Here is a 22,787-nt window from a genome sequence, read left to right on the forward strand (position 1 = left end):
CATGATCCTGCATGCAAGTTGCATCGCCCACCGGGAACGGGGGCTGCTGATCCTGGGGCCCTCGGGCGCGGGCAAGTCCACGCTGGCGCTGCAGATGATGGCGCTTGGCGCGGCGCTGGTGGCGGACGACCGCACCGTCCTGCGCCGTGAGGGCGGTCGGATCCTCGCCGATGCGCCCGATTCGATCCGCGGCCGGATCGAGGCGCGGGGGGTGGGCATCCTGCATGCTGCGCCGCATGGCCCGGTCGAGCTGGCCCTGGCGGTCGATCTGGCGCGCCCCGAGCCCGACCGGCTGCCGCCCGACCGGCGGCTTGACCTAATGGGCAGGTCCGTGCCCCTTGTCCTTGGGGCCGGCCGCGTTCATCTTGCGTCAATACTGTTGCAATACCTTGTCGCTGGCCGGGCGGATACGGATTTGCACGAAAGGTAGGGTCAAGCCATGCCGGAGGCGGCAAGCGCCATGGACAGCCAGGAGGAACAGGCCCAGCGGCTGGTGCTGATCACCGGCCCGTCGGGGGCCGGGCGCTCGACGGCGATCAACGTGCTGGAGGATCTGGGCTACGAGGCGATCGACAACCTGCCCCTGTCGCTGATCCCGCGGCTGCTGGACGGGCCGGCGCGGCCGATGCCGCTGGCCCTGGGGCTGGACGTGCGCAACCGCGACTTCTCGGTCGCCAACCTGATCGAGCTGATCGACCGGCTGACCCGGCTGCCGGAATATGCGCCCGAGGTGCTGTTCCTGGACTGCACGACCGAGCAGCTCTTGCGGCGGTTCAACGAAACCCGGCGCCGCCATCCGCTGCGCGCCGAGGGCTCGCCGCTCGACGCCATCATCGCCGAGCGCGACATGCTGTCGCCGATCCGCGCCCGCGCCGACGTGCTGGTCGATACGTCCGAGCTGTCGCCGCATGACCTGAAGGCCGAACTGGCCCGCTGGTTCGAGACCGAGCCGGGGCGGCGGCTGACCGTCTCGGTCCAGTCCTTTTCCTACAAGCGCGGGGTGCCGCGCGGGGTGGACATGATGTTCGACTGCCGCTTCCTGGCCAATCCGCATTGGCAGCCGGAACTGCGGCCGCTGGATGGCCGCGATTCGCCGGTTCAGCATTATGTGATGGCCGATTCGCGATTCGACGAGTTCTTCCGCAGGGTGCAGGATCTTGTGCTTTTCACCCTGCCTGCCCATCTGGATGAGGGAAAGGCGCACCTGGCGATCGGCTTCGGCTGCACCGGGGGGCGACACCGTTCTGTCACAATGGCGGAAAAAATGGCAGATGCGCTTGCGAAAGCAGGCTGGCAAGTGTCAATTAGACATCGGGAACTTGAACGCCGTGAAAAGGCGCCGGCACCTGGGGATGATGGCCATATGCGGGCCTCTCGCACAGCTTTGGCGCAAGGGTGAACGGCTGGTGCGTGGTGGGGCGAATTGATCGGGATTGTCATCGTGGCGCATGGTGGGCTGGCCAGGGAGTATCTCTCGGCCGTCGAGCATGTGGTGGGGCCGCAAACCGGGATCAAGGCCGTGGCCATCGAGGAAAACCATGACCGGGGCGAGAAGCAGGCCGAAATCTGCGCCGCCGCGGATGCGGTGGACGCGGGCGACGGCGTGGTGGTGGTCACGGATCTGTTCGGGGGTTCGCCCTCGAACCTGTCGCTGATGGCCTGTGCGACGCGGAACCGCTCGATTCTCTATGGGGCGAACCTGCCGATGCTGGTGAAACTGGCGAAATCGCGCAAATTGTCGGTGGCCGATGCGGTGACGCTGGCCAAGGATGCGGGACGCAAGTACATCAACAGCTATGACGTCCTGCCTGCCGATGTGCTTCCCATTCCCAAACGTGCCGCTTCATGAATGACATGACCAACGGGGCCGTCACCCGCGAACTGGCGATCATCAACGAAAAGGGCCTGCACGCGCGGGCCAGCGCGAAATTCGTCGAGACGGTGGAACGCTTCGACGCCCAGGCCACCGTGGAAAAGGACGGCATCAGCGTCTCGGGCGATTCGATCATGGGCCTGCTGATGCTGGCCGCGCCGCGCGGCACCGCGATTCGCGTCACCACCCGCGGGGCCGAGGCGCGGGAGCTGGCCGATGCGCTGACCGCCCTGGTCGAGGATTACTTCGGCGAAGGCATGTAAGGGCCGGACATGGCCCGCACCTCCTATCACCATGGCAACCTGCGCCAGGCCCTTGTCGAGGCCACGGTGCAGCTGATCGAGGAAAAGGGCCCGCAGGCCTTTACCCTGGCCGAGGCCGCACGCCTGGCCGGGGTCAGCGCCGCCGCGCCCTATCGCCATTTCGCCGGGCGCGAGGACCTGCTGGAGGAGGTCGCCCGGCAGGGCTTCGAGGAATTCGCCGACCGGCTCGAGGCCGCCTTCGACCAGGGCCGGCCGCGGCCGCTGACCGCATTCCTGCGCATGGGCCAGGAATACCTGACCTTTGCCGCCGAGCGGCGCGGCTTCTACATGGCCATGTTCGAATCGGGCATCTCGATCGCCGGCAATGCGGGGCTGTCGCAGGCCTCGGAACGGGCGCGCGGCATCCTGGTGCGCGGGGCCGAGACGCTGTTTGCCCAATTGCCCAATGGGCGCCGCCCGCCGCCGGGCATGGTCGCCGACCATGTCTGGGCGCTGAGCCATGGCGTGGTCGAGCTGTTCGGCCGCGGCAAGCCCGGCTCGCGCTCGCCCATCTCGGCGGGCGACATGCTGGAAAGCGGGGCGCTGATCTATCTGCGCGGGCTCGGCGTGATCCCCGACTGAAACTTTCCCATGAAAATTTCCGCCGTTTCCCTTGAACCCGGCCGGCTGCGCTCCATCTATGTAAATGTGATTAACATTCACATCGGAAAGGGACCGCAATGAACACTGACATCGCCCCGCGCCCCTCCGTCCTTGACCGGGTCGGCGCCGTGCTGGCCGGCATCCGGGACTGGCTGGACGAACGCGGGAAGGGCGCCTGGATCGCCGCCATGATCCTGGCCTTCATCGCCTGCTGGCCCTTGGGCCTTGCCATCCTGGGTTACATGATCTGGAGCAAACGCATGTTTTCCTGCCGCCACCGCCATCATCACCACCGCCACGGCCGCAGCCATGGCCTCGGATACGCGGCGCCGACCGGCAACACCGCCTTCGACGCCTATCGCGAGGAAACGCTGAAGCGGCTGGAGGACGAGCATCGCGAGTTCCTGGACTTCCTGCAAAAGCTGCGCGAAGCCAAGGACAAGGCCGAGTTCGACCAGTTCATCCAAAGCCGCAAGGAACCGGATGAGCCGCCGGCTTCCAGGATCGAGCCGCAGGCGTGATGCGAAAAGGGCCGGGGATCACCCGGCCCTGCTTCAATAGGAATATTCGGCATAGATGCGGCTGAGGTCGCCCGCCCATTCGCCCTGGTATTTCTCCAGCAGCTCGTCGGCCGGCACCCTGCCGGTCTCGACGCTTTCCTTCAGCGTGTTCAGGAAATGCGTCTCGTCCGGGACCAGCCCGCCCGAGCCGGTGCGGGCCCGCGCCTTGAGCCCGGCCTCGGAAATCGCCAGCACCTCGCGCGCCAGGTCGCGCATCCTGGTGCCGTTCACCTCGGCATCCAGCGCCAGAAGGCCGGCGCCCTGCCGCCAGGATTCGCGCGTCTCGGCGTCCCAGCCCTTGACCAGATCCCAGGCCGCATCCAGCGCCGAGGCGTCGTAAAGCAGCCCGACCCACAGCGCCGGCAGGGCGCAGAGCCGCCGCCAGGGGCCGCCGTCGGCGCCGCGCATCTCGATGAATTTCTTGACCCGCGCCTCGGGGAAAACGGTGGTCAGGTGGTCGGCCCAGTCCGACAGCGTCGGGATCTCGCCCGGCAGGGCGGGCAGGCGGCCGTTCAGGAAATCGCGGAAGCTCTGCCCCAGCGCGTCGATATACTTGCCGTCGCGATAGACGAAATACATCGGCACATCGAGGACGTAATCGACCCAGGCCTCGTAGCCGAACCCGTCCTCGAAGGCAAAGGGCAGCATGCCGGTGCGCGCGGCGTCGAGGTTCTGCCAGATATGCGCGCGCCAGCTTTTCCAGCCGTTCGGCTTGCCGTCGAGGAAGGGCGAATTGGCAAACAGCGCATTCGCCACCGGCTGCAGGGCCAGCGCCACGCGCAGCTTCTGCACCATGTCGGCTTCCGAGGCGAAGTCCAGGTTCACCTGCACCGTGCAGGTGCGATACATCATCTGCGTGCCCAGCGTGCCGACCCGGCCCATGTAGTCGGTCATCAGCCGGTAGCGCCCCTTGGGCATCATCGGCATCTGGTCCTGGGTCCAGACCGGCGCCGCGCCCAGGCCGATGAAGCCCGCGCCCAGCTCGTCGGCGACGCTTCTGACCTCGGCCAGGTGCTGGTTCACTTCGTCGCAGGTCTGGTGGATGGTCTCCAGCGGCGCGCCCGAGAGTTCCAGCTGCCCGCCCGGCTCCAGGCTGACATTGGCGCCGTCGCGTTCCAGCCCGATGATATGGCCGGCCTCCAGCACCGGGGTCCAGCCGAAGCGGGCCTGCAACCCCTCCAGCATGGCCTTGACCGAGGGCTGGCCGGGCGCGGCCTCATAGGGCAGGGGCATCAGGTCGGCGTGGCGATAGCCGAATTTCTCGTGTTCCGTGCCGATCCGCCAGCTTTCCCGCGGCTTTTCGCCCGAGGCGAGGTATTCGGCCAGCTGTTCGGGACGTTCGATCGGGCCGCCGCCCTGTTGGGGAATGGACATCGGTGGCCTTTCGTTTGCCTTTGCCCGCCACAGGTGGCAAGGCGGGCGGCTCAAGTCAAGCGGGCGCGAACCGGCCTCGTCCAAAGGGTTTGGATCGTGGGCGCCCCCTCGGCCAGCGCGGCGGCGACCCGGCCCATCTCGATCCCCGGCAAGGTGGCGAAGGCGCCGGCCAGATGTTCGGCCCCCGAGGCATCGACGGGGATCAGCAGCGCCTGCCCGTCGGCGCTTTTCAGCCGCCAGTGCCGGCGGCCGTTCAGCCGCATCAGCCGGATTTCGTTCAACTCGCGCAGCGCGATCTCGCCGCCCAGCAGCCGGTTGGGCGACAGGTAGCGGATCGCGCCCTCGTCCAGCTCGACCATGCCGGGGCCCAGCGTGTCGTGGCGGAACCGCATCCGCCGCCGCGCGTCCAGCGCCCAGAGCGCCGAGGCCCCGGCGATCGCGGCGCCGATCGGCCACAGGATCCAGCCGCCCAGCGAGAACACCCACAGCCCGAAGGCGGTCGCGGCCAGCGCGGTGCCGGTCTCGGCCCAGGGGCGCAGCTTTTCGGCCAGCTCCGGGCGGATCATTCCAGGTCCAGCGCCATGTCCCGATGCGGGATGCCGGCATCGTCGTATTCCGGGCCATAGGCGGCAAAGCCCAGCTTTTCGTAAAAGCCGATGGCATGGGTCTGGGCGCCCAGCTTGGCGCGGGTGACGCCGGGCATGGCGCGCAATTCCTCCAGCGCCGCGCGGATCAGCGCCGCGCCGGCGCCGGTGCCGCGGGCGGATTGCAGCACGGCGACGCGGCCGATCTTGCCGGTCGCGCCCTGGACCAGGATGCGGGCGGTGCCCACCGCCGCGCCCGAGGCGTCGCGGGCCAAGAGGTGGATCGCCTCGCCGTCGCGGCCGTCCCATTCCTCGGCCTCGGGGACGGATTGCTCGATGATGAAGACCTCGCGCCGGATCGCGCGGCAGGTCGCAAGGTCGGTGGTCTTTTCGATCATGCGAAGTAACGCTCCAGGATGCGGCGATAGATGCGGGCAAGCTGGCGCACCTGTTCGGCCGGCACGCGCTCATCCACCTGATGCATGAAATGCCCCACCAGCCCGAATTCAAGCACCGGGCAGTGATCCTTGACGAAACGCGCGTCCGAGGTGCCGCCCGAGGTGGAAAGCGCGGGGGCCAGCCCCGTCTCCTCGCGCACCACGCCGGCGACCAGGTCGACGAAGGGGCCGGGCCGGGTCAGGAAGCTTTCGCCCGAAACGTCGGTCGAGATGGCGAAATCCACCTTGGTATCGGCCGAGATCGCCGCCGCCCGCGCCCGGATCATGCGGTCGAGGCTGCCCGACGTATGCGCGTCGTTGAAGCGGATGTTGATCGTCGCCTGCACCCGTTCCGGGATCACGTTCGAGGCCGGGTTGCCGCAATCCACCGTCGTCACCTGCAGGCCCGAGGGGTCGAAATGCTCGGTCCCCTCGTCCAGCGGCGCCTCGGTCAGCTCGTGCAGCAGCCGCAGCAGCGCGTGGATCGGGTTGCGGGCGCGATGCGGATAGGCGGCATGGCCCTGGATGCCATGCGCCTCGACCTGCAGGGTCATCGAGCCGCGGCGGCCGATCTTGATCATCTCGCCCATGCGGTCGGGGTTCGAGGGCTCGCCGACGATGCAGACATCCATCCGCTCGCCATGCGCGGCCATCCAGTCGAGCAGCGCGCGGGTGCCGTGCTTGCCCGGCCCCTCCTCGTCGCCGGTGATGGCCAGGACCACCGCGCCGTCCGGCGGCGGGGTCTCGGTCACGAAGCCGATGGCGGCGGCGACGAAGGCGGCGACGCCGGATTTCATGTCGGTGGCGCCCCGGCCCCAGATCCAGCCCTCGGCCTCGTGCCCGGAAAAGGGCGGATGCGTCCAGCTGGCCGGATCGCCGGGCGGCACCACGTCGGTATGGCCGTTGAAGCCGAAGCTGCGCGCGCCCTTGGCCCCCCAGCGCGCGAACAGGTTCGGCACCCCCTCGCGGTCGACGCGATGGCATTCGAAGCCCGCCGCGCCCAGCACATCCGCCAGCAGCAGCAGCGCGCCGCCCTCGTCGGGCGTGACCGAGGCGCAGCGGATCAGCCTTGCGGTCAGTTGGGCGGGATCGGGGATCGTGGTCATGGGCGGCCTTTCGCTTTTGGCCCCCTGGTTACACCGCCGGGCCCGCAAGCTCCAGCGCGCGGCGCAGCAGGTTGGCGCCGGTCAGCACCAGCAGCAGCAGCGTCCAGCGCCGGAACCGCGCCGCGTCCAGCCGGTCATGCGCCAGATAGCCCAGCCCCATGCCGACCAGCGCCGGGATGACCAGGATCGCCGAGAACGGCAGGGTCCGGGCGTTCAGAAGCCCCGATTGCAGATGCGAGGCGGTCAGCACCGCCGCGCCGATGAAGAACACCACGCCCTGCACGCGCATCTGCTCGGCCTTGGGCACGTGCAGCGACAGCAGCAGCACCAGCAGCGGCGGCCCCCAGATGCCCGAGATGCCGCCGATCAGCCCGCCGGTCACGCCGGTCGCGATCTCCACGCGGCGGCGGTGATGGACGGGCAGGACCATGCTGCGCCCCAGGATCTGCCACAGCGCGAACAGCATGATCGGCAGGCCGATCAGCGCATACATCAGCCCTTGCGGCACGCGGGTCGCGAAAAAGGCGCTGACCGGGATGAACAGCACCACCATGCCGACATGCCAGCGCCAGTCCCAGGTCGCCTGCCATGCCGGGCGCCAGCCGCCGCGCAGCGCCTGGCGGATGTTCGTGACCAGCACCGGCAGGATCACCGCGGCGACGGCCTGCTGGGCGGGCAGGAAGGAACCCAGCGCCGCCAGCATGATCATCGGCATGGCAAAGCCGATGGCGCCCTTCACGAAGCCGGAAAACAGCGTGATCGCGATGGCGATCCAGAAATGGAAGGGATCGAGGCCGAACATGTTCCTTGGGCGACGGTAAGATTCTGCGGGTTCTGGCAAGGTGCTTAGCGCGCCTCGGATCTTTCCGCAAAGCACAAGAGGCAGGCTCTCAGGCGGAAAGCGGCGCCATCCCCCCGCGCGCGCGGGAGCGAAGCGGTGTTTGGCTCCTACACCACAGGGTCGCCGGCCATCCCCCGCGCGCGCGGGACCGGAGACATCGGCCGCGCGCACGCTGGCGCGATGACCGGCCATCCCCCGCGCGCGCGGGACCGGAGGCCCCCGGATGATGTTCCGGGGGTCTGGGACAGCCATCCCCCCGCGCGCCAGACCGGATCACCGGCAATGCCTCGGCCTGGGCCGGAAGCACGAGGCGGCTGGCACGCCCCTCGCCCCCAGCCGGAGCAGCGCCCGGATCAAGGGCGCGCTGCCGAGGAACGGCAGCGCCGACGGCCGATTGCGTGCCGGTGACGGTGGCGGACCAGACCCATCCGGCCATGTGGCGCAGGGATGTCAGCCTGGCCTCTGGCAGGCCCTGGATCGCTGCGCATCCGGCTGGATGTCCAGCGGTTCACGCCCCGCCATGCCAAGGCCCTCGCCAGCCGCTTCGGGCCAAGGCACGGCCCCGCCGTCACTCGGGGCGCGGACGCAATAGGCAAGCTGCTGGGCGGGGCCGGGCGGAAGGGTTCGACACGGTGTTCCCTCTTGCCCAAGGGCCGGCCGCAAAGGAGATCGACCGTTGCCAGACCGTCCTGCTCGACGGCAGCAGCCTGGCGCTGTGCCATCATCCCGGCCGATATTCCGTGGGCACCCAGCCCGGCAATGGGCGCGACTGACGGGACATTTTAGTTCATAATGCGGCTATATCGCGCATGATAGTTGCGCTGCAATTGCGAAACGGCTAGTCATGCTGCAACGCCGCATGAAGGAATCTGCCATGAAGGACATGCCCGCGATGCCAGCCGATACGCCTTCCGCCCTGCTTGCGCTTGCAGGCGAGGCCCTGCCGGAACTCGAAGCCCTGCAATCCCGCGCGACCGAGGCGCTGCGCGCGCTGGTCGCCCCCGCGGGCAAGCCGCAACCGGCGCTTCTGGAGGAACACCAGCACGCCGCCCATGCGCTGTCCTGGCTGGCGACCTATGTCGAATCGGTGCGCCAGCTGGCCGGCTGGGCCGGGCGGCTGGCCGAGGCGGGCAGCCTGGGCCGCACCGAGGCGCTGATCCTGCAGATCGGCCTGGGCGAATACCTCACCCAGATCGCCGGCGGCATCCCGATGAGCCAGACCGAGTTCGCCCGGCTTTCGGACCTGGGCCTCGACTGGCAGCCGGGCGAGGCGGCGGCCGCGCTGATGCGCGGCAATACCGCCCAGGCGCGGGCCGAGCTTGCGCGGCTGATGCAGGACAACCATGGCCGCGCGACCTTCGGCGCCACCGGGCTGGACGAGGATCTGGAGATGATCCGCGACCAGTTCCGCCGCTATGCCGACGAGCGGGTGATCCCCAACGCCCATGAATGGCACCTGAAGGACCAGCTGATCCCGATGGAGATCATCAAGGAACTGGCCGAGCTGGGCGTCTTTGGCCTGACCATCCCCGAGGAATTCGGGGGGCTGGGCCTCTCGAAAGCCTCGATGGTGGTCGTGACCGAGGAGCTGTCGCGCGGCTATATCGGCGTGGGCTCGCTGGGCACCCGCAGCGAGATCGCGGCCGAGCTGATCCTCTGCGGCGGCACCGAGGCGCAGAAGGCGAAATGGCTGCCGGCGCTGGCCTCGGGCGAGATCCTGTCGACGGCGGTCTTTACCGAGCCGAATACCGGCTCGGACCTGGGCAGCCTGCGCACGCGGGCCGTGCGCGACGGCGAGGATTGGGTCGTCACCGGCAACAAGACCTGGATCACCCATGCGCAGCGCACCCATGTCATGACGCTGCTGGCGCGCACCGACCCCGAGACCACGGATTGGCGCGGATTGTCGATGTTCCTGGCGGAAAAGACGCCGGGCACCGACGACGACCCCTTCCCGACCCCCGGCATGACCGGCGGCGAGATCGAGGTGCTGGGCTATCGCGGCATGAAGGAATACGAACTCGGCTTCGACGGCTTCCGGGTCAAGGGCGAGAACCTGCTGGGCGGCGAGCCGGGGCGCGGCTTCAAGCAGCTGATGGAGACCTTCGAATCGGCACGCATCCAGACGGCCGCCCGCGCCGTGGGCGTGGCGCAATCGGCGGCCGAGATCGGCATGCAATACGCCATCGACCGCAAGCAGTTCGGCAAACCGCTGATCGAGTTCCCGCGCGTCGCCGACAAGCTGGCGATGATGGCGGTGGAAATCATGATCGCCCGCCAGCTGACCTATTTCAGCGCCTGGGAAAAGGACCACGGCCGGCGCTGCGACCTGGAGGCCGGCATGGCCAAGCTCTTGGGCGCGCGCGTCGCCTGGGCGGCGGCCGACAATGCCTTGCAGATCCATGGCGGCAACGGCTTTGCGCTGGAATACGCCATCAGCCGCGTGCTGTGCGACGCGCGGATCCTGAACATCTTCGAGGGCGCGGCCGAGATCCAGGCCCAGGTTATTGCACGCAGGCTACTGGACTAGGATGAAATTCCGGCCCCTGCTGGACAGCGGGGGCCGTTAGGGCATTATGGCAGCAACATGACGTAACGGAGCTGCCCATGAACCGCATCCCGATGATTTCCGTGGCCTTCGCCGCCACGCTCGGCCTTGCCGCCTGCGAGCCCGCCACGCCCGACGTTCCGGGCAGCAATATCCCGACTGGCGCCTATGTGCTGGTCGGCATCGGTTCCGACACCGTGCCGCAGCGCAATGTCGGCATGACCATCGCGGCGGACGGCTCGATTTCGGGCAAGGCGCCCTGCAACCAGTATTCGGCCAGCCAGACCGCCGAGCCGCCGGGCTTTGCGCTGGGCCCGCTGACCACGACCGAGATGGCCTGCTCGGGCAATGCCGGCCGGCTGGAGACGCGCTATCTGCAGGCGCTTGCGGCCGCCGACGGCATCACCTTCGAGGGCGGCGTGCTGACCATCAAGGGGCCGACCTACCTGACCTACGAGCCGGGCTATCGCAAGGAATGACCCCTTGCCCGGAAGGAGGCGCGCCATGCGCAAGCTGATCCTGGCCCTGTCCTTGCCCCTGGGGCTGGCCGCCTGCGCGGCAGAACCGGACGGTGCGGCGCAGATCCCCGGCGACTATGCGCTGGTCGCGGTCGAGGGCGTCGCGGTTTCGGGCACGCCGAGCCTGCGCATCGCCGAGGACGGCGCGGTCTCGGGGCAGGGGCCCTGCAACCTGTTCACCGGCCGCAACAACGCCGCGCTGCCGGCGCTGGACCTGGGCGCGCTGGCGGTGACGCGCCGCGCCTGCCTGCAAGAGGGTGGCGAGCACGCGTTCTTCCAGGCGCTCGGCGCGGTGCGCGAGGCCAGGCGCGAGGGCGAGGAGCTGGTGATGACCGGCCCGGATGTCACCATCCGCTGGCGGATCGCGACGCCGTAAGCCGGGCGACCAGCCGGGCGCGTGCGGGCGGCAGGGGCTTGCCCGCATGGCTCTCGGCCAGCCGCGATTGCAGGAAATGCCCGGTCAGGGCCAGCGCGTCCTCGATCCCGCCATTGCCGCGCCCGCCCAGCATGGCGGGCAGGGGCAAGAGCCGCGGTGCCCAGTCCCCCGCCGCCTGCGCCGAAACCGCCCGGCCCGAGCGCGGGCTGACATAGGCCAGCCCCTCGCGCGATCCCGTCACCGCGCAGCTGGTCAGGTCCAGCCCGAAGCCCAGCTCGTCCAGAAGACGCATTTCCCAGCGCAGATAGGCTTCCGCCCAATCCTCGCCCGCGTCCATCAGGTCCAGCAGCGCCTCGGTCGCGGCGGCAAGGCGGGGATGGGGGTCGCGCTCGGGCAGGGCAAAGGTCAGCAGCGCGGTGACGGCATTCACCCCGGCCAGCGCATCGGCACCGGCCAGCAGCCCCGGCCGCGCCCGCGCCGGCTCGATGCTGAAGGTGCCCAGCTGTTCCTCAAGCCGCGCCCGCCAGCGCAGGCTGACCCGGTTGCCCGGCTGCAGCATGGCGGCGCGCCTGGCGCTGGCGCCGCCGGGCACCAGGCCGCGGATCAGCCCTGCCTCGCGCGTCAGCACGGTCAGGATCACGGCGCTTTCGCCGTGCCTTTGCAGCGCCATCACGCTGGCCTCGCCGCTCCATTCCATCGCGCCGCCTTTCCTTTCGCGCCACCCTGCCGCAATCTGGGGGCGACGGACAAGGAGGCAGGCATGTTGAAACCGTGGATCGAGGCCCAGGCCCGGCTGGTCGAAGTGGCGGCGGGGCGCGCGCCGGCGGATCTGGTGATCCGGGGCGGGCAATGGGTCAATGTCCACACCCGCGAGGTGATCCCCGGCATCGACATCGCCGTGGCCGACGGCCGGGTGGCCTATGTCGGCGCCGATGCCGGGCCCTCGATCGGCCCCGATACGCAGGTCATCGAGGCGGCGGGCCGCTACATGGTCCCCGGCCTGGTCGACGCGCACATGCATGTCGAATCGGGGATGCTGACGCCCGCCGGATTCGCGGCGGCGGTGATCCCGCATGGCACGACGACGATCTTCCATGACCCGCATGAGATCGCCAATGTGCTGGGGCTCAACGGCGTGCGGCTGATGCGGGACGAATCGCTGCTCCAGCCGATCAGCATGTTCACCCAGATGCCCAGCTGCGCGCCATCCGCCCCCGGCCTGGAGACCACCGGCCAGCCGATCACCGAGGGCGAGGTGGCGCAGGCCATGGGCTGGGACGGCATCGTCGGCCTGGGCGAGATGATGAACTTTCCCGGCGTCGCCGCGGGCGACCGGCAGATGCTGGCCGAGATCGCCGCCACCCGCGCCGCCGGCAAGACGGTGGGCGGCCATTACGCCAGCCCCGACCTGGGCCGGCCCTTCCACGCCTATGTCGCCGGCGGTGCCGCGGACGACCACGAGACCACGACCGAGGCGCAGGGCATCGCCCGCGTGCGCCAGGGCATGGGCTGCATGATGCGGCTGGGCTCGGCCTGGTATGACGTGGAAAGCCAGATCACCGCGATCACCGAAAAGGGGCTCGACCCGCGCTTCTTCATCCTTTGCACCGACGACAGCCATTCCGGCACGCTGGTCCATGACGGGCACATGAACCGGGTGGTGCGCCATGCCATCGACTGCGGCTGCGATCCGCTGGTGGCGATCCAGATGGCGACGATCAACGCGGCCCAGCATTTCGGGCTGGAACGCGAACTGGGCAGCATCACGCCGGGCCGGCGGGCGGACTTGATCCTGACCCCGGACCTGCGCAGCCTGCCCATCGAGGCGGTGATCGCGCAGGGGCGTCTGGTCGCCGAAGGCGGCAAGCTGCTGGTCGATTGCCCGCGCATCGCCTGGCCCGACGAGGCGCGCAACTCGGTGCATCTGGGGCGCAGCCTTGCCGGCGCGGATTTCGCCGTGCGCGCCACGGGCGACAGCGCGCGGGTGCGGGTGCGGGTGATCGGCGTGGTCGAGAACCAGGCCCCGACCCGTGCGCTGACCGCCGAGCTGCCGATCCGCGACGGCGTGATCGAGGCGCAGGGCGAGACCTGCCATATCGCGCTGGTCGAACGCCACCGGGCGACGGGCGGCGTGGTGAACGGCTTCGTCTCGGGCTTCGGCTACCAGGGCCGGATGGCGGTGGCCTCGACCGTGGCGCATGACAGCCATCACATGATCGTCGTCGGCACCTGCCGCGACAGCATGGCGGCGGCGGCCAACCACCTGGGCCGGATCGGCGGCGGCGTCACCGTGTTCCGCGACGGCGAGGCACTGGCGACGGTGGCGCTGCCCATCGCCGGGCTGATGTCCGACCTGCCCGCCGAGGAAGTGGCCGAGGCGACGCAGGGGATCGTCAAGGCGATGCAGGATTGCGGCTGCCGGCTCAACAACGCCTATATGCAGCATTCGCTCCTGGCGCTGGTGGTGATCCCCGAGCTGCGCATCTCGGACCTGGGCATCGTCGACGTGACCCGGTTCGAACTGGTCGACCTGCTGGTCTAGCCCTGCAGCCCCGGCACGGCCTTCGGCCGGGATGGGCCGGGGCTGGCCGCGGGGCGTGCGTCAGTCGCCGTCGTCGGGCACTTCGTCGTCATCGCCAAAGCGTGCGTCGTCGTCATATTCGTCCTCGCCCTCGCCGACATATTTCGCCGACAGGTTGATCGAGTGATTGTCGTGGATCGGGTCCATGACGATGTCCGAGGGGATTTCGCCCGCCAGCCATTCGCGGATCTCGTCCTTGGTCTCGTCGATCTCCTGCCCGGTGACTTCGGCGATATAGGTGATGAAGGCGCGCTGGTCGCCGTCGATCTCCTCGAGGTCGCTTTCATCGGCCGCAGGCCATTTCTCGACGATGGCCTCGAAGAAGGCGGGCCAGTTGTCGCGGACGTGAACCCATTTCATCAGTAGCCTCCTCCGCCCAGGCCGCCCTGCACCAGGCGCGAGGCGCCGGTGATGTCCTCGCCCACGCCGGCCACGGTATTGCACGCGGCAAGCGCAAGAAGGGTCAGGATGGCTGCGATCCGACTGAATTTCATTCTCTTTCCTCCTGCCACCAGGTTTCTGGCATGAAGCCGGGCCAGTCACCGTAAAGCGGCGTGTTTTCAGGATAATCCAGGTCGGCACGATGGGCCAAGCGGGAAATCCGTGAATAGCTGACCGGGATGACATAGCGTCCGGCGGTTAAGATTCGGTCAAGGGCCCTGACCGCTGCGACGAAATCCTCATGCGTGCGGGCGTGGCCCATCTCGGCGATCATCGCCTCGGCGGCGGGGCTGTCCATGCCCATCCAGTTGCGGCTGCCCGGCTTGGCCACGCCCTCGCGGCCCCAATAGAGCCGCTGTTCGTTGCCCGGCGACAGCGACAGCCCGCGTTCATACCAGGTCATGTCGAACTGGTAGTTGTTCGTCCGCTCCACATATTGCGCGGCATCGAGCATCGTCACCGTCGGCCGGATGCCCAGGTTGCGCAGCGATTGCACGAAGATGTCGATGATCTGCCGGGTCTCGGCGCTGGTGCGCATGGCGCTGCCCGACTGGTTCAGCAGGATCTCGAAGGCGAAGGGGCGGCCCTTCGCGTCGCGCAGCTCGCCCTCTTGCACGGTCCAGCCGGCCTCGCCCAGCAGGTCCAGCGCGGCGCGGATGCCCCGGCGGTCGATGGCGCGCTCGCCGCCCTCGGGCAGGGCATAGCCTTCGATGGTGCCGGGCGGCAGCTGGTCGGCGAAGGGCGCCAGCAACGCGGCCTCGCGCCCGGTGGCGGGGCCGGGCTGCATCGCCAGATCGGAATTGGCGAAATAGCTGGTGATCCGCGGATCCTTGCCGCCGGTCAGCGTCATGTTGATGAAGCGATAGTTGAAGGCTTCGATCATCGCCTGCCGCACCCGCCAGTCGGCAAACAGCGGATTGCGGGTGTTCATCACCAGCCCCATGATCCCCGAGGGGCGGCCATGCGCGATCTCGGATTTCTCCATCCGGCCGTCGCGCATGGCGGGAAAGTCGAAATTGCGTTCCCAGCGCGCCGCGACCAGTTCGCGCCAGACGTCGATCTCGCCGGCCTTGAACGCCTCGAACATGGCCGAGGCATCGCCGAAATAGTCGTAGCGGATCACGTCGAAATTGTGCAGCCCCCGGCTGACCGCCAGGTCGCGGCCCCAGTAATCCGGGTTGCGGCGAAAGCTGATCGCCCGGCCCGGATCGACCTTGTCGATGACATAGGGCCCCGATCCGATGGGGACCATCAGGCTGGACTGGCCGAAATCGCGCCCCTGCCATTGCGCCTTCTTCAGGATCGGCCGCATGCCCATCAGCATCGACAGCTCGCGGTCGGCGGTGTTGAAGGTGAACCGGACCGAGCGCGGCCCGGTCTGTTCCATCGTCTCGACCTTGGACCAGACGGCGGTATAGCGCGGATGCCCCTTGGTCCCCAGCACCTCATAGGACCACATCACGTCCTCGATCGTTACCGGCGTGCCGTCGGAAAAGCGGGCCTCGGGGCGCAGGGTGAACTCGACCCATGTCCGGTCGGCATCGGTCTCGACGCTTTCGGCCAGAAGGCCGTAGAGGGTGAAGGGCTCGTCGATCGAGCGCATCATCAGCGACTCGGCCACCAGCCCCGGCTGGGTGAAGATCGGCCAGACCGGGTTGCCCATCAGGATCCAGGGGTTGAGCGAATCGAAGGTGCCCGTCTCGGCCAGGCGAATCGTGCCGCCCTTGGGCGCCTCGGGATTGGCATAGGGCAGGTGGGTGAAGCCGGCCGGAAGCGCAGGTTCTCCATACATTGCAATGGCATGCCGGGGTTCGGCAAGGCTTGCCAGCGGCATGGATGCAACACACAGGCACAGGGCGATTCGCCGCCAGATCGCGGATTCGTTAGCAAACTTGAAGAATCGCATGCTCGATGGCCCTGTTTTCCGGGTCGTTGGTTCTGCCCGTGCCCAGATTAACCGCCCGTTCACCTTGAAGCAAACTTACGCCTTGGACTCATGGGGCGAAAAGCGTATAGATAAGGCACTGCTCGATAGGTTTCTTGCCTGTATGAAACCTGCCTCATGACTTGCGCCCGCCTTGTGCGGGCGCTTTTTTCTTGGGGGTTTCGCGATTGCGCCGCAGCCTTGCCTGCCCGCACCCGCCGGGGGAATCGAGCGCGCAAAAAAGTGAACGAAGCGGTATTTCCCCTGCCATCGCCAGCGGCCCCCGCGCCTTGCCGCGCCGCCGGTGTCCGACCTTGTGCGGTGCGGGCTTTTTCCCCATGCTGCGGCGGCAACAGCAACGCAGGCGTGGAGGCAGCGATGTTCCAGAAATTCCTTGGCGGCAAGACGGCGGTGGTGACGGGTTCGAACTCGGGGATCGGGCTTGGCATCGCGCATGAGCTGGCGCGGGCCGGGGCGGATCTGGTGCTGAACAGCTTTACCGACGCGCCCGAGGATCACGCCCTGGCCGAAAGCCTGGCCGCCGAGCATGGCGTCAAGGTCCGCTACATCCAGGCCGACATGTCGAAGGGCGCCGAGTGCCGCGCCCTGATCGAAAAGGCCGGCGCCTGCGACATCCTGGTGAACAATGCCGGCATCCAGCATGTCGCGCCGATCCCGGATTTCCCGGCCGAGAAATGGGACGCGATCATCGCCATCAACCTGTCCTCCGCCTTTCACACCACGGCGGTGGCGCTGCCGCTGATGCGCGAGGCGGGCTGGGGGCGGGTGATCAACATCGCCTCGGCGCACGGGCTGACGGCCAGCGAATACAAGTCGGCCTATGTCGCCGCCAAGCACGGCATCGTCGGCCTGACCAAGGTGACGGCGCTGGAGACGGCGAAGGAGCCGATCACCTGCAACGCCATCTGCCCCGGCTATGTGCTGACGCCCATCGTGGAAAAGCAGATCCCCGACCAGATGAAGACCCACAACCTGAGCCGCGAGGACGTGATCGCCAAGGTCATGCTGCACCGCCAGCCCTCGGGGCAGTTCGCCACGGTCGAGCAGATGGGCGGCACGGCGGTCTTCCTGTGCTCGCCGGCGGCCGAGCAGATCACCGGCACGACGATCTCGGTCGATGGGGGGTGGACGGCGCTTTAGGGCGCCGCTCCGACGGGGTTTCCCACCCCTTTGCCCAAGGGGATCGCGGGCGGGCGGTCAGCCCCAGGCCGCCTCGAACTCGCGCCATTCGCCCTTGCTCATGCCGCTGTTTTCCTGCGTGACCGTCTCGCCGGCCAGGCGGCGCTTCAGCGCCTCGACGCCCCTGGCGGAAAGCTGCATGCCGCCCAGCCGGTAGTCCTCGAAGGCGGCATAGGCGAAGGGCACCCAGTCCTTGACGATGCCGCACATGGTTTCGGCATAGGTGCGGATCTCGTATTGCGCATGGGCATCGGCGCGCAGGCGCAGGAAATGGAACAGGTTGTGCAGGTCGACCTTCCAGTACCATTGCGTATAGACATTCGCCGGCAGGTTCATCCGCGCCAGTTCGCGCGCCAGGCCCTGCTGGCCCTCCTGGCTCAGCATCGCCTCGTAATGGTCATAGCTGCGCATCGCGTCCTCGCGCAGGATGTCGAGGACGCGGGCGGCCTCGTCCCCCTCCAGCACCTGGCCGCGGCCCTGGTTGTTCACCGTCGATTGCGCGGCCAGGTGTTCGGGGGCGGGGATGTAGAATTCGCGGTCCAGGATCGAATAGCGCGCCGAATATTCGTTCACGTTGGCGGTGCGGTGGCGGATCCATTGCCGGGCGACGAAGACCGGCAGCTTGACGTGGAACTTGACCTCGCACATCTCGAACGGGGTCGAGTGCCAGTGCCGCATCAGGTAGCGGATCAGCCCCTCGTCGTTGCTGACCGATTTCGTGCCGCGGCCATAGCTGACCCGCGCGGCCTGGGTGATCGCGCCGTCGTCGCCCATGTAGTCGATGACCCGCACCAGCCCGTGATCCAGCACCGGATGCGCCCGGTAGAGATGGCCCTCCATCCCCTCGGAGACGGCGCGCAGGGTGGGGCGCGGGCTGGCGCGCAGCTCGTCGATCTCGGCCTGTTGTTCGGGGGTCAGGGGCATGGCGGAATCCTTCGTGCTGTTGGGCATATCTTGTGGCACCGACGGGGGATGCAATCAACCGGCAGTATGGACGCGGCGGGTGCAGCCGATCGCCCCACGTTGCGGTCCGGCCGCCGCCATGCCAGTCTGGCCGCAGCGAACGGAAAGGAGCGACAGATGAAGGTCCGCTATCTGCACACCATGGTCCGCGTGCTCGATCTGGAAAAGACGATGGCATTCTTCCACCTGCTCGGGCTGGAGGAGACGCGGCGAATCGACAATGAGAAGGGGCGCTTCACCCTGGTCTTCATGGCCGCGCCCGGCCAGCCGGAATGCCCGGTCGAGCTGACCTGGAACTGGGACGGCGACGACGGCCTGCCCTCGGACAGCCGGCATTTCGGCCATCTCGCCTATCGGGTCGAAGATATCTACGAGATGTGCCAGAGGCTGATGGATGCGGGCGTGACCATCAACCGCCCGCCGCGCGACGGCCATATGGCCTTTGTCCGCAGCCCCGACAACATCTCGATCGAATTGCTGCAAGAGGGCGAGGCGCTGCCGCCGCAAGAGCCCTGGGCCAGCATGCAGAACACGGGCCACTGGTAGAGGGCGGGGCCCGGCGAAAGGCGGCGCAGGGTCTGGACATGCCCGGCCCGCGCCGGGTCGGGCCGGGCCGCCGCAAGAGCCCTGGGCCAGCGTGCAAAACACAGGCCACTGGTAGGGGGCGGGGCCCCGGCGAAAGGCGGCGCAAGGTCTGGCTCATGTCCGATCCGCGCCGGGTCGGGTCGGCCGATCGCAGACCTGACCGCGCGCATTGAGGCGTGCATGCCCGACCCGTCGCCGGGACCGGCCGGCGGGGAGAAGGGCCCCCGCGGCCGATGCCGGTGCGGGCCGGGCATGACGGCGTCGCTGGGCCATGCTGCTGCGCTGCGGTTCAGTAGATGTAGCGGATCTGCTCGGCCCAGAATCTTTCGACCCGGCGCCATTGCAAGTTCACCGCCTCGATGGGCGGATCGTCCAGCACGCCGGACAGTTCCAGCCCTTCGGCATGGCGGGCAAACAGCCGCGCCACGCAATCGCGCACCTCTTGTCCCGCCTGGGTCAGCCGCACCCGGACCGCGCGGCGGTCCATCTCGCAGCGTTCATGGTGGACATAGCCCAGCTCGACCAGCTTCTTGAGATTGTAGGAGACGTTCGAGCCCTGATACATCCCGCGCGAACGCAACTCGCCCGCCGTCACCTCCGACGTGCCGAGATTGTAGATCAGCAGCGCCTGCACCGGCGTCAGGTCCGAGCGGCCCAGCCGCTCGAACTCGTCCTTGATCAGGTCCAGCAAAAGCCGATGCAGCCGCTCCAGCATTTGCAGGCTTTCCAGATAGGCGTCGGCCCGGTTGGTCCGCGGCGGCAAGGGCCGCAGGGCCGGCACCGTGTGGGCAGAGCTGCGCTGTTGCATAAGCGGGTTCCGTTCTTGGCCTCGTTTCCGCCACCATGGCGCAGATTTGCCAATCTTCGGTTAATCGCCGCGCAGTTTGCTAAAATTGCGCCTATTTCCGTGCCAGCCGCTGATGGGCAAAACCCGCCACGCGGTCCAGGATGGGCAGCAGCGCCTGCGGTCCGGGGCGGGCGTCGCCCAGCCGGGCGGTGATCCAGGGATACAGATCCTGGTCGTTTTCGCTCAGCAGCGCCTCGTAAAGGTCCAGCTCCTCGGGGCTCAGCCCGTCAAGCTCGCTGTCCGAGAACGGGCCCAGGATCAGGTCCATCTCCTTGGTGCCCCGCCGCCAGCTGCGCATCCGCAGCCGCTTTAGCCTTGCTTCGTTCTCGTCCACGCTTGCCCCCGGCTTGCCTGTCCGCGGCGCCGCCCCTATGACGGGGCAGCCAGCCGCAGGATGAATTCGATGAGCTTTTTGTCGCAGACGCTCGCCCGCGTCAAACCCTCGCCCACCATCGCCATCACCACCCGCGCCCGCGAGCTTGCGGCCGAGGGGCGGGACATCATCGGCCTGTCCGCCGGCGAGCCCGATTTCGACACGCCCGCGCATATCCGCGAGGCGGCCAAGGCCGCCATCGACGCCGGCCATACCCGCTACACGGCGGTGGACGGCATCCCGGAACTGAAACGCGCCATCTGCGACAAGTTCGCGCGGGAAAACGGGCTGGACTATGCGCCCGCGCAGGTGACGGTCGGCACCGGCGGCAAGCAGATCCTCTACAACGCACTGATGGCGACGCTGAATCCGGGCGACGAGGTCATCATTCCCGCGCCCTATTGGGTCAGCTACCCGGACATGGTGCTGCTGGCCGGCGGCACGCCCGTGGTGGTCGAGGGCGCGATGCAGAACGGCTATCGCATCACCCCCGAACAGCTGGAGGCGGCGATCACGCCGCGGACGAAATGGCTGATCCTCAATTCGCCCTCGAACCCCACCGGCGCGGGCTATGCCGTCGAACACATGCGCGCCCTGACCCAGGTGCTGATGCGCCATCCGCAGGTCTGGGTGCTGGCGGACGACATCTACGAGCATCTGGTCTTTGACGATTTCCGCTTCGTTACCCCGGCGCAGGTCGAGCCGGGGCTGAAATCGCGCACGCTGACCATGAACGGCGTGTCGAAGGCCTATGCCATGACCGGCTGGCGCATCGGCTATGGCGCGGGCCCCGAGGAACTGATCCGCGCCATGGCCAAGCTGCAGTCGCAATCGACCTCGAACCCCTGCTCGATCAGCCAATATGCGGCGCTGGCCGCGTTGCAGGGGCCGCAGGACTACATCGCGGAAAGCCGCGCCGTGTTCCAGCGCCGCCGCGACCTGGTGGTGGCGGGGCTGAACGCCTGTCCCGGCATCGACTGCCCGGTGCCGCAGGGGGCGTTCTACGTCTATCCCTCGATCGCGGCGCTGATCGGCAAGACCTCGGCCGGCGGCACGTTGATCGCGGATGACGAGGCATTCGCCACCGCGCTGTTGAACGAGACCGGGGTCGCGGTGGTCTTTGGCGCGGCCTTCGGGCTTTCGCCGCATTTCCGCATCTCCTACGCCACATCGGACGCGGTGCTGGCGGATGCCTGCGCCCGCATCAAGACATTCTGCGAGGGGCTGCGCTAAAGCGAAGCGGCGGGGCCGAAACCCCGCCCCGCCTGCCTTAGTTGACAAAAAGCTGCGGCCTGGTCAGGCTTTCCGGGCGCAGGATGGCGTCCAGCCGCTCTTTCGGCAAAAGCCCCTTTTCCAGCACCAGCTCATAGACGCCGCGGCCGGTCAGATGCGCCTCGGTCGCGAGTTCGGTGGCGGCGGCATAGCCGATATAGGGGTTCAGCGCCGTGACGATGCCGATCGAGCGGCGCACGGTTTCCTTCAGCACGTCGCGATTGGCGGTGATGCCGCGCACGCAATTGTGCTCCAGCGTGTTGCAGGCCGCGATCAGGTGGCTGACCGAGCGGAACATGCTGTAGGCGATGACCGGCTCGAAGGCATTCAGCTGCAACTGCCCGCCCTCGGCGGCCATGGTGATGGTCATGTCGTTGCCGATCACCTCGAAGGCGACCTGGTTGACCACCTCGGGGATGACCGGGTTCACCTTGCCCGGCATGATCGAGGAACCGGCCTGTTTCGCCGGCAGGTTGATCTCGTTGAAGCCGGCGCGCGGACCTGAGGACAGCAGCCGCAGGTCGTTGCAGATCTTCGACAGCTTGACCGCCACCCGCTTCAGCACGCCCGAGACCTGCACGAAGGCGCCGCAATCCTGCGTCGCCTCGACCAAGTCGGGGGCGGTGACGAGCGGGATCACGGTGATTTCGGCCAGCCGCGCCCGCACCCGCTCGGCATAGTCGGGATGGGTGGTGATGCCGGTGCCGATGGCGGTGGCGCCCAGGTTGATCTCGCAGATCAGGCTGGCGGCCTCGGCCAGGCGCATCTCGTCCTCGCCGATAGTGATGGCGAAGGCGTTGAACTCCTGGCCCAGGGTCATCGGCACCGCCTCTTGCAGCTGGGTGCGGCCCATCTTGAGGATTTCGGCGAATTCCGCGCCCTTCTCGGCAAAGGCGCCGCGCAGCGAGGCCAGCGCCGCGATCACGTTCTGCAAGCCCCGCCACGAGGCCAGCCGCAACGCCGTCGGATAGACGTCGTTGGTCGATTGGCTCATGTTCACATGCTCGTTGGGATGCAGGTATTTGTATTCGCCCTTGGCATGGCCCATGATCTCCAGCGCGCGATTGGCGATGACCTCGTTGGCGTTCATGTTGGTCGAGGTGCCGGCGCCGCCCTGGATCTGGTCCACGACGAACTGGTCGTGCAGCTGGCCGGCGCGGATTTCCTCGCAGGCGACGACGATGGCGTCGCGGCGCTCGGCCGAAAGCAGCCCCAGATCGGCATTGGCCAGCGCCGCCGCCTGCTTGATCGCGGCCAGCGCGCGGATCAGTTCGGGAATTTCGCCGATGGGCCTGCCGGAGATCGGGAAATTCTCGACGGCGCGCAGGGTGTGGACGCCCCAATAGGCGTCGGCGGGCACCTCGCGGTCGCCAAGCAGGTCGTGTTCGATGCGGGTCTTGGTCATGTTCACCTCGGGCGCAGGCGCGCCGCCCGCCGGTGGCGGTGCGGGCGCGATGCGCATTTCTGTCGGATCTGTTG

General features: G+C 68.1%; 27 protein-coding genes. 14 read left to right on the forward strand and 13 right to left on the reverse strand.

Annotation, left to right across the window (positions count from 1 at the left end):
• Position 1 precedes the first annotated feature (1 nt).
• From E3U26_RS17970 to E3U26_RS17995, 6 genes are all read left to right on the forward strand, one after another.
• A complete protein-coding gene (locus tag E3U26_RS17970) occupies positions 2–430 on the forward strand; it encodes an HPr kinase/phosphorylase (RefSeq protein WP_499107075.1) in 429 nt (142 codons plus the stop codon).
• A 9-nt stretch (positions 431–439) separates the two neighbouring features.
• Positions 440–1,399, forward strand: coding sequence for an RNase adapter RapZ (rapZ, locus tag E3U26_RS17975; RefSeq protein WP_052095936.1), 960 nt, complete (start codon positions 440–442; stop codon positions 1,397–1,399).
• 24 nt (positions 1,400–1,423) lie between these two features.
• Complete coding sequence (locus E3U26_RS17980; RefSeq protein WP_036756189.1) at positions 1,424–1,849, forward strand: PTS sugar transporter subunit IIA; 426 nt, start codon at positions 1,424–1,426, stop codon at positions 1,847–1,849.
• Complete coding sequence (locus tag E3U26_RS17985) at positions 1,846–2,136, forward strand: HPr family phosphocarrier protein (protein ID WP_116220468.1); 291 nt, start codon at positions 1,846–1,848, stop codon at positions 2,134–2,136. Before E3U26_RS17980 ends, E3U26_RS17985 begins: the two co-directional genes overlap by 4 nt.
• A gap of 9 nt (positions 2,137–2,145) precedes the next feature.
• Complete coding sequence (locus tag E3U26_RS17990) at positions 2,146–2,757, forward strand: TetR/AcrR family transcriptional regulator (RefSeq protein WP_072462075.1); 612 nt, start codon at positions 2,146–2,148, stop codon at positions 2,755–2,757.
• Positions 2,758–2,855: 98 nt separating this feature from the next.
• Entirely contained in the window at positions 2,856–3,299 is a 444-nt protein-coding gene (locus E3U26_RS17995) for a DUF2852 domain-containing protein (protein ID WP_243785461.1), read from the forward strand.
• Between the two features lie 33 nt (positions 3,300–3,332).
• On the opposite strand, the gene E3U26_RS18000 is transcribed toward E3U26_RS17995, so the two are convergent.
• Genes E3U26_RS18000 through E3U26_RS18020 form a run of 5 tightly spaced genes read right to left on the reverse strand, consistent with a single transcriptional unit; the run spans position 3,333 to position 7,641 of the window.
• The gene (locus E3U26_RS18000; RefSeq protein WP_072462073.1) at positions 3,333–4,712 is read right to left on the reverse strand and encodes a glutamate--cysteine ligase; all 1,380 of its coding nucleotides are present in this window, start codon (positions 4,710–4,712) and stop codon (positions 3,333–3,335) included.
• 50 nt (positions 4,713–4,762) lie between these two features.
• Entirely contained in the window at positions 4,763–5,278 is a 516-nt protein-coding gene (locus E3U26_RS18005) for a hypothetical protein (protein ID WP_116220466.1), read from the reverse strand.
• Positions 5,275–5,694, reverse strand: coding sequence for a GNAT family N-acetyltransferase (locus E3U26_RS18010; protein ID WP_214274289.1), 420 nt, complete (start codon positions 5,692–5,694; stop codon positions 5,275–5,277). Before E3U26_RS18010 ends, E3U26_RS18005 begins: the two co-directional genes overlap by 4 nt.
• Complete coding sequence (dapE, locus tag E3U26_RS18015; protein WP_499107076.1) at positions 5,691–6,839, reverse strand: succinyl-diaminopimelate desuccinylase; 1,149 nt, start codon at positions 6,837–6,839, stop codon at positions 5,691–5,693. Before dapE ends, E3U26_RS18010 begins: the two co-directional genes overlap by 4 nt.
• A gap of 28 nt (positions 6,840–6,867) precedes the next feature.
• Positions 6,868–7,641 (reverse strand): sulfite exporter TauE/SafE family protein, encoded by a 774-nt coding sequence (locus tag E3U26_RS18020; protein WP_036756169.1) that lies wholly within the window; start codon positions 7,639–7,641, stop codon positions 6,868–6,870.
• Positions 7,642–8,312: 671 nt separating this feature from the next.
• On the opposite strand from E3U26_RS18020, the gene E3U26_RS18025 reads away from it, so the two are divergent.
• The 4 genes from E3U26_RS18025 to E3U26_RS18040 all read left to right on the forward strand — a co-directional run bounded on the left by E3U26_RS18025 (position 8,313) and on the right by E3U26_RS18040 (position 11,122).
• Positions 8,313–8,453 (forward strand): hypothetical protein, encoded by a 141-nt coding sequence (locus E3U26_RS18025; RefSeq protein ID WP_499107078.1) that lies wholly within the window; start codon positions 8,313–8,315, stop codon positions 8,451–8,453.
• A gap of 101 nt (positions 8,454–8,554) precedes the next feature.
• Positions 8,555–10,210 carry an acyl-CoA dehydrogenase family protein gene (locus tag E3U26_RS18030; RefSeq protein ID WP_499107080.1) on the forward strand — a complete coding sequence of 552 codons (1,656 nt, stop codon included), beginning with the start codon at positions 8,555–8,557 and terminating at the stop codon, positions 10,208–10,210.
• A 77-nt stretch (positions 10,211–10,287) separates the two neighbouring features.
• Positions 10,288–10,707 carry an META domain-containing protein gene (locus E3U26_RS18035; RefSeq protein WP_449045504.1) on the forward strand — a complete coding sequence of 140 codons (420 nt, stop codon included), beginning with the start codon at positions 10,288–10,290 and terminating at the stop codon, positions 10,705–10,707.
• Positions 10,708–10,732: 25 nt separating this feature from the next.
• Positions 10,733–11,122, forward strand: a complete 390-nt coding sequence (locus E3U26_RS18040; protein ID WP_214274286.1) for an META domain-containing protein — start codon at positions 10,733–10,735, stop codon at positions 11,120–11,122.
• Here E3U26_RS18040 and recO read toward each other — a convergent pair.
• Complete coding sequence (recO, locus tag E3U26_RS18045) at positions 11,091–11,819, reverse strand: DNA repair protein RecO (protein ID WP_449045503.1); 729 nt, start codon at positions 11,817–11,819, stop codon at positions 11,091–11,093. The two genes, E3U26_RS18040 and recO, sit on opposite strands and share 32 nt — an antisense overlap.
• Before the next feature lie 63 nt (positions 11,820–11,882).
• Here recO and ade point away from each other — a divergent pair, with 63 nt between their 5' ends.
• Entirely contained in the window at positions 11,883–13,664 is a 1,782-nt protein-coding gene (gene ade / locus E3U26_RS18050; protein WP_499107083.1) for an adenine deaminase, read from the forward strand.
• 60 nt (positions 13,665–13,724) lie between these two features.
• Here ade and E3U26_RS18055 read toward each other — a convergent pair whose 3' ends face one another.
• The 3 genes from E3U26_RS18055 to E3U26_RS18065 are packed head-to-tail and all read right to left on the reverse strand — an operon-like array spanning position 13,725 to position 16,050.
• Positions 13,725–14,063 (reverse strand): hypothetical protein, encoded by a 339-nt coding sequence (locus tag E3U26_RS18055; RefSeq protein WP_036756157.1) that lies wholly within the window; start codon positions 14,061–14,063, stop codon positions 13,725–13,727.
• Entirely contained in the window at positions 14,063–14,197 is a 135-nt protein-coding gene (locus E3U26_RS18060; RefSeq protein WP_258552065.1) for a hypothetical protein, read from the reverse strand. The genes E3U26_RS18055 and E3U26_RS18060 overlap by 1 nt, the downstream gene beginning before the upstream one ends.
• A complete protein-coding gene (locus tag E3U26_RS18065) occupies positions 14,194–16,050 on the reverse strand; it encodes an extracellular solute-binding protein (protein WP_425025722.1) in 1,857 nt (618 codons plus the stop codon). The genes E3U26_RS18060 and E3U26_RS18065 overlap by 4 nt, the downstream gene beginning before the upstream one ends.
• A 396-nt stretch (positions 16,051–16,446) precedes the next feature.
• Here E3U26_RS18065 and E3U26_RS18070 point away from each other — a divergent pair, with 396 nt between their 5' ends.
• On the forward strand, positions 16,447–17,229 hold the full coding sequence (locus E3U26_RS18070; RefSeq protein ID WP_036756275.1) for a 3-hydroxybutyrate dehydrogenase: 783 nt from the start codon (positions 16,447–16,449) through the stop codon (positions 17,227–17,229).
• A 57-nt stretch (positions 17,230–17,286) separates the two neighbouring features.
• Here the strand turns inward: E3U26_RS18070 and thyX are convergent, their stop codons facing one another.
• Complete coding sequence (gene thyX, locus E3U26_RS18075) at positions 17,287–18,192, reverse strand: FAD-dependent thymidylate synthase (protein ID WP_036756272.1); 906 nt, start codon at positions 18,190–18,192, stop codon at positions 17,287–17,289.
• Between the two features lie 156 nt (positions 18,193–18,348).
• Between thyX and E3U26_RS18080 the strand changes: the two genes are divergently transcribed.
• The gene (locus E3U26_RS18080) at positions 18,349–18,777 is read left to right on the forward strand and encodes a VOC family protein (RefSeq protein ID WP_036756152.1); all 429 of its coding nucleotides are present in this window, start codon (positions 18,349–18,351) and stop codon (positions 18,775–18,777) included.
• A 328-nt stretch (positions 18,778–19,105) separates the two neighbouring features.
• Here the strand turns inward: E3U26_RS18080 and E3U26_RS18085 are convergent, their stop codons facing one another.
• Both E3U26_RS18085 and E3U26_RS18090 read right to left on the reverse strand, forming a co-directional pair.
• Positions 19,106–19,624, reverse strand: a complete 519-nt coding sequence (locus tag E3U26_RS18085) for a MarR family winged helix-turn-helix transcriptional regulator (RefSeq protein ID WP_499107089.1) — start codon at positions 19,622–19,624, stop codon at positions 19,106–19,108.
• Positions 19,625–19,715: 91 nt separating this feature from the next.
• Entirely contained in the window at positions 19,716–19,961 is a 246-nt protein-coding gene (locus tag E3U26_RS18090; RefSeq protein WP_051419801.1) for an FAD assembly factor SdhE, read from the reverse strand.
• Positions 19,962–20,066: 105 nt separating this feature from the next.
• Here E3U26_RS18090 and E3U26_RS18095 point away from each other — a divergent pair, with 105 nt between their 5' ends.
• The gene (locus E3U26_RS18095; protein ID WP_499107094.1) at positions 20,067–21,269 is read left to right on the forward strand and encodes a pyridoxal phosphate-dependent aminotransferase; all 1,203 of its coding nucleotides are present in this window, start codon (positions 20,067–20,069) and stop codon (positions 21,267–21,269) included.
• 37 nt (positions 21,270–21,306) lie between these two features.
• Here the strand turns inward: E3U26_RS18095 and aspA are convergent, their stop codons facing one another.
• Positions 21,307–22,713, reverse strand: a complete 1,407-nt coding sequence (gene aspA / locus E3U26_RS18100; RefSeq protein WP_499107097.1) for an aspartate ammonia-lyase — start codon at positions 22,711–22,713, stop codon at positions 21,307–21,309.
• Positions 22,714–22,787 lie beyond the last annotated feature (74 nt).

The sequence above is a fragment of the Paracoccus ferrooxidans genome, from assembly GCF_029909815.1.
GTDB classification, from domain to species: Bacteria; Pseudomonadota; Alphaproteobacteria; order Rhodobacterales; family Rhodobacteraceae; genus Paracoccus; species Paracoccus versutus.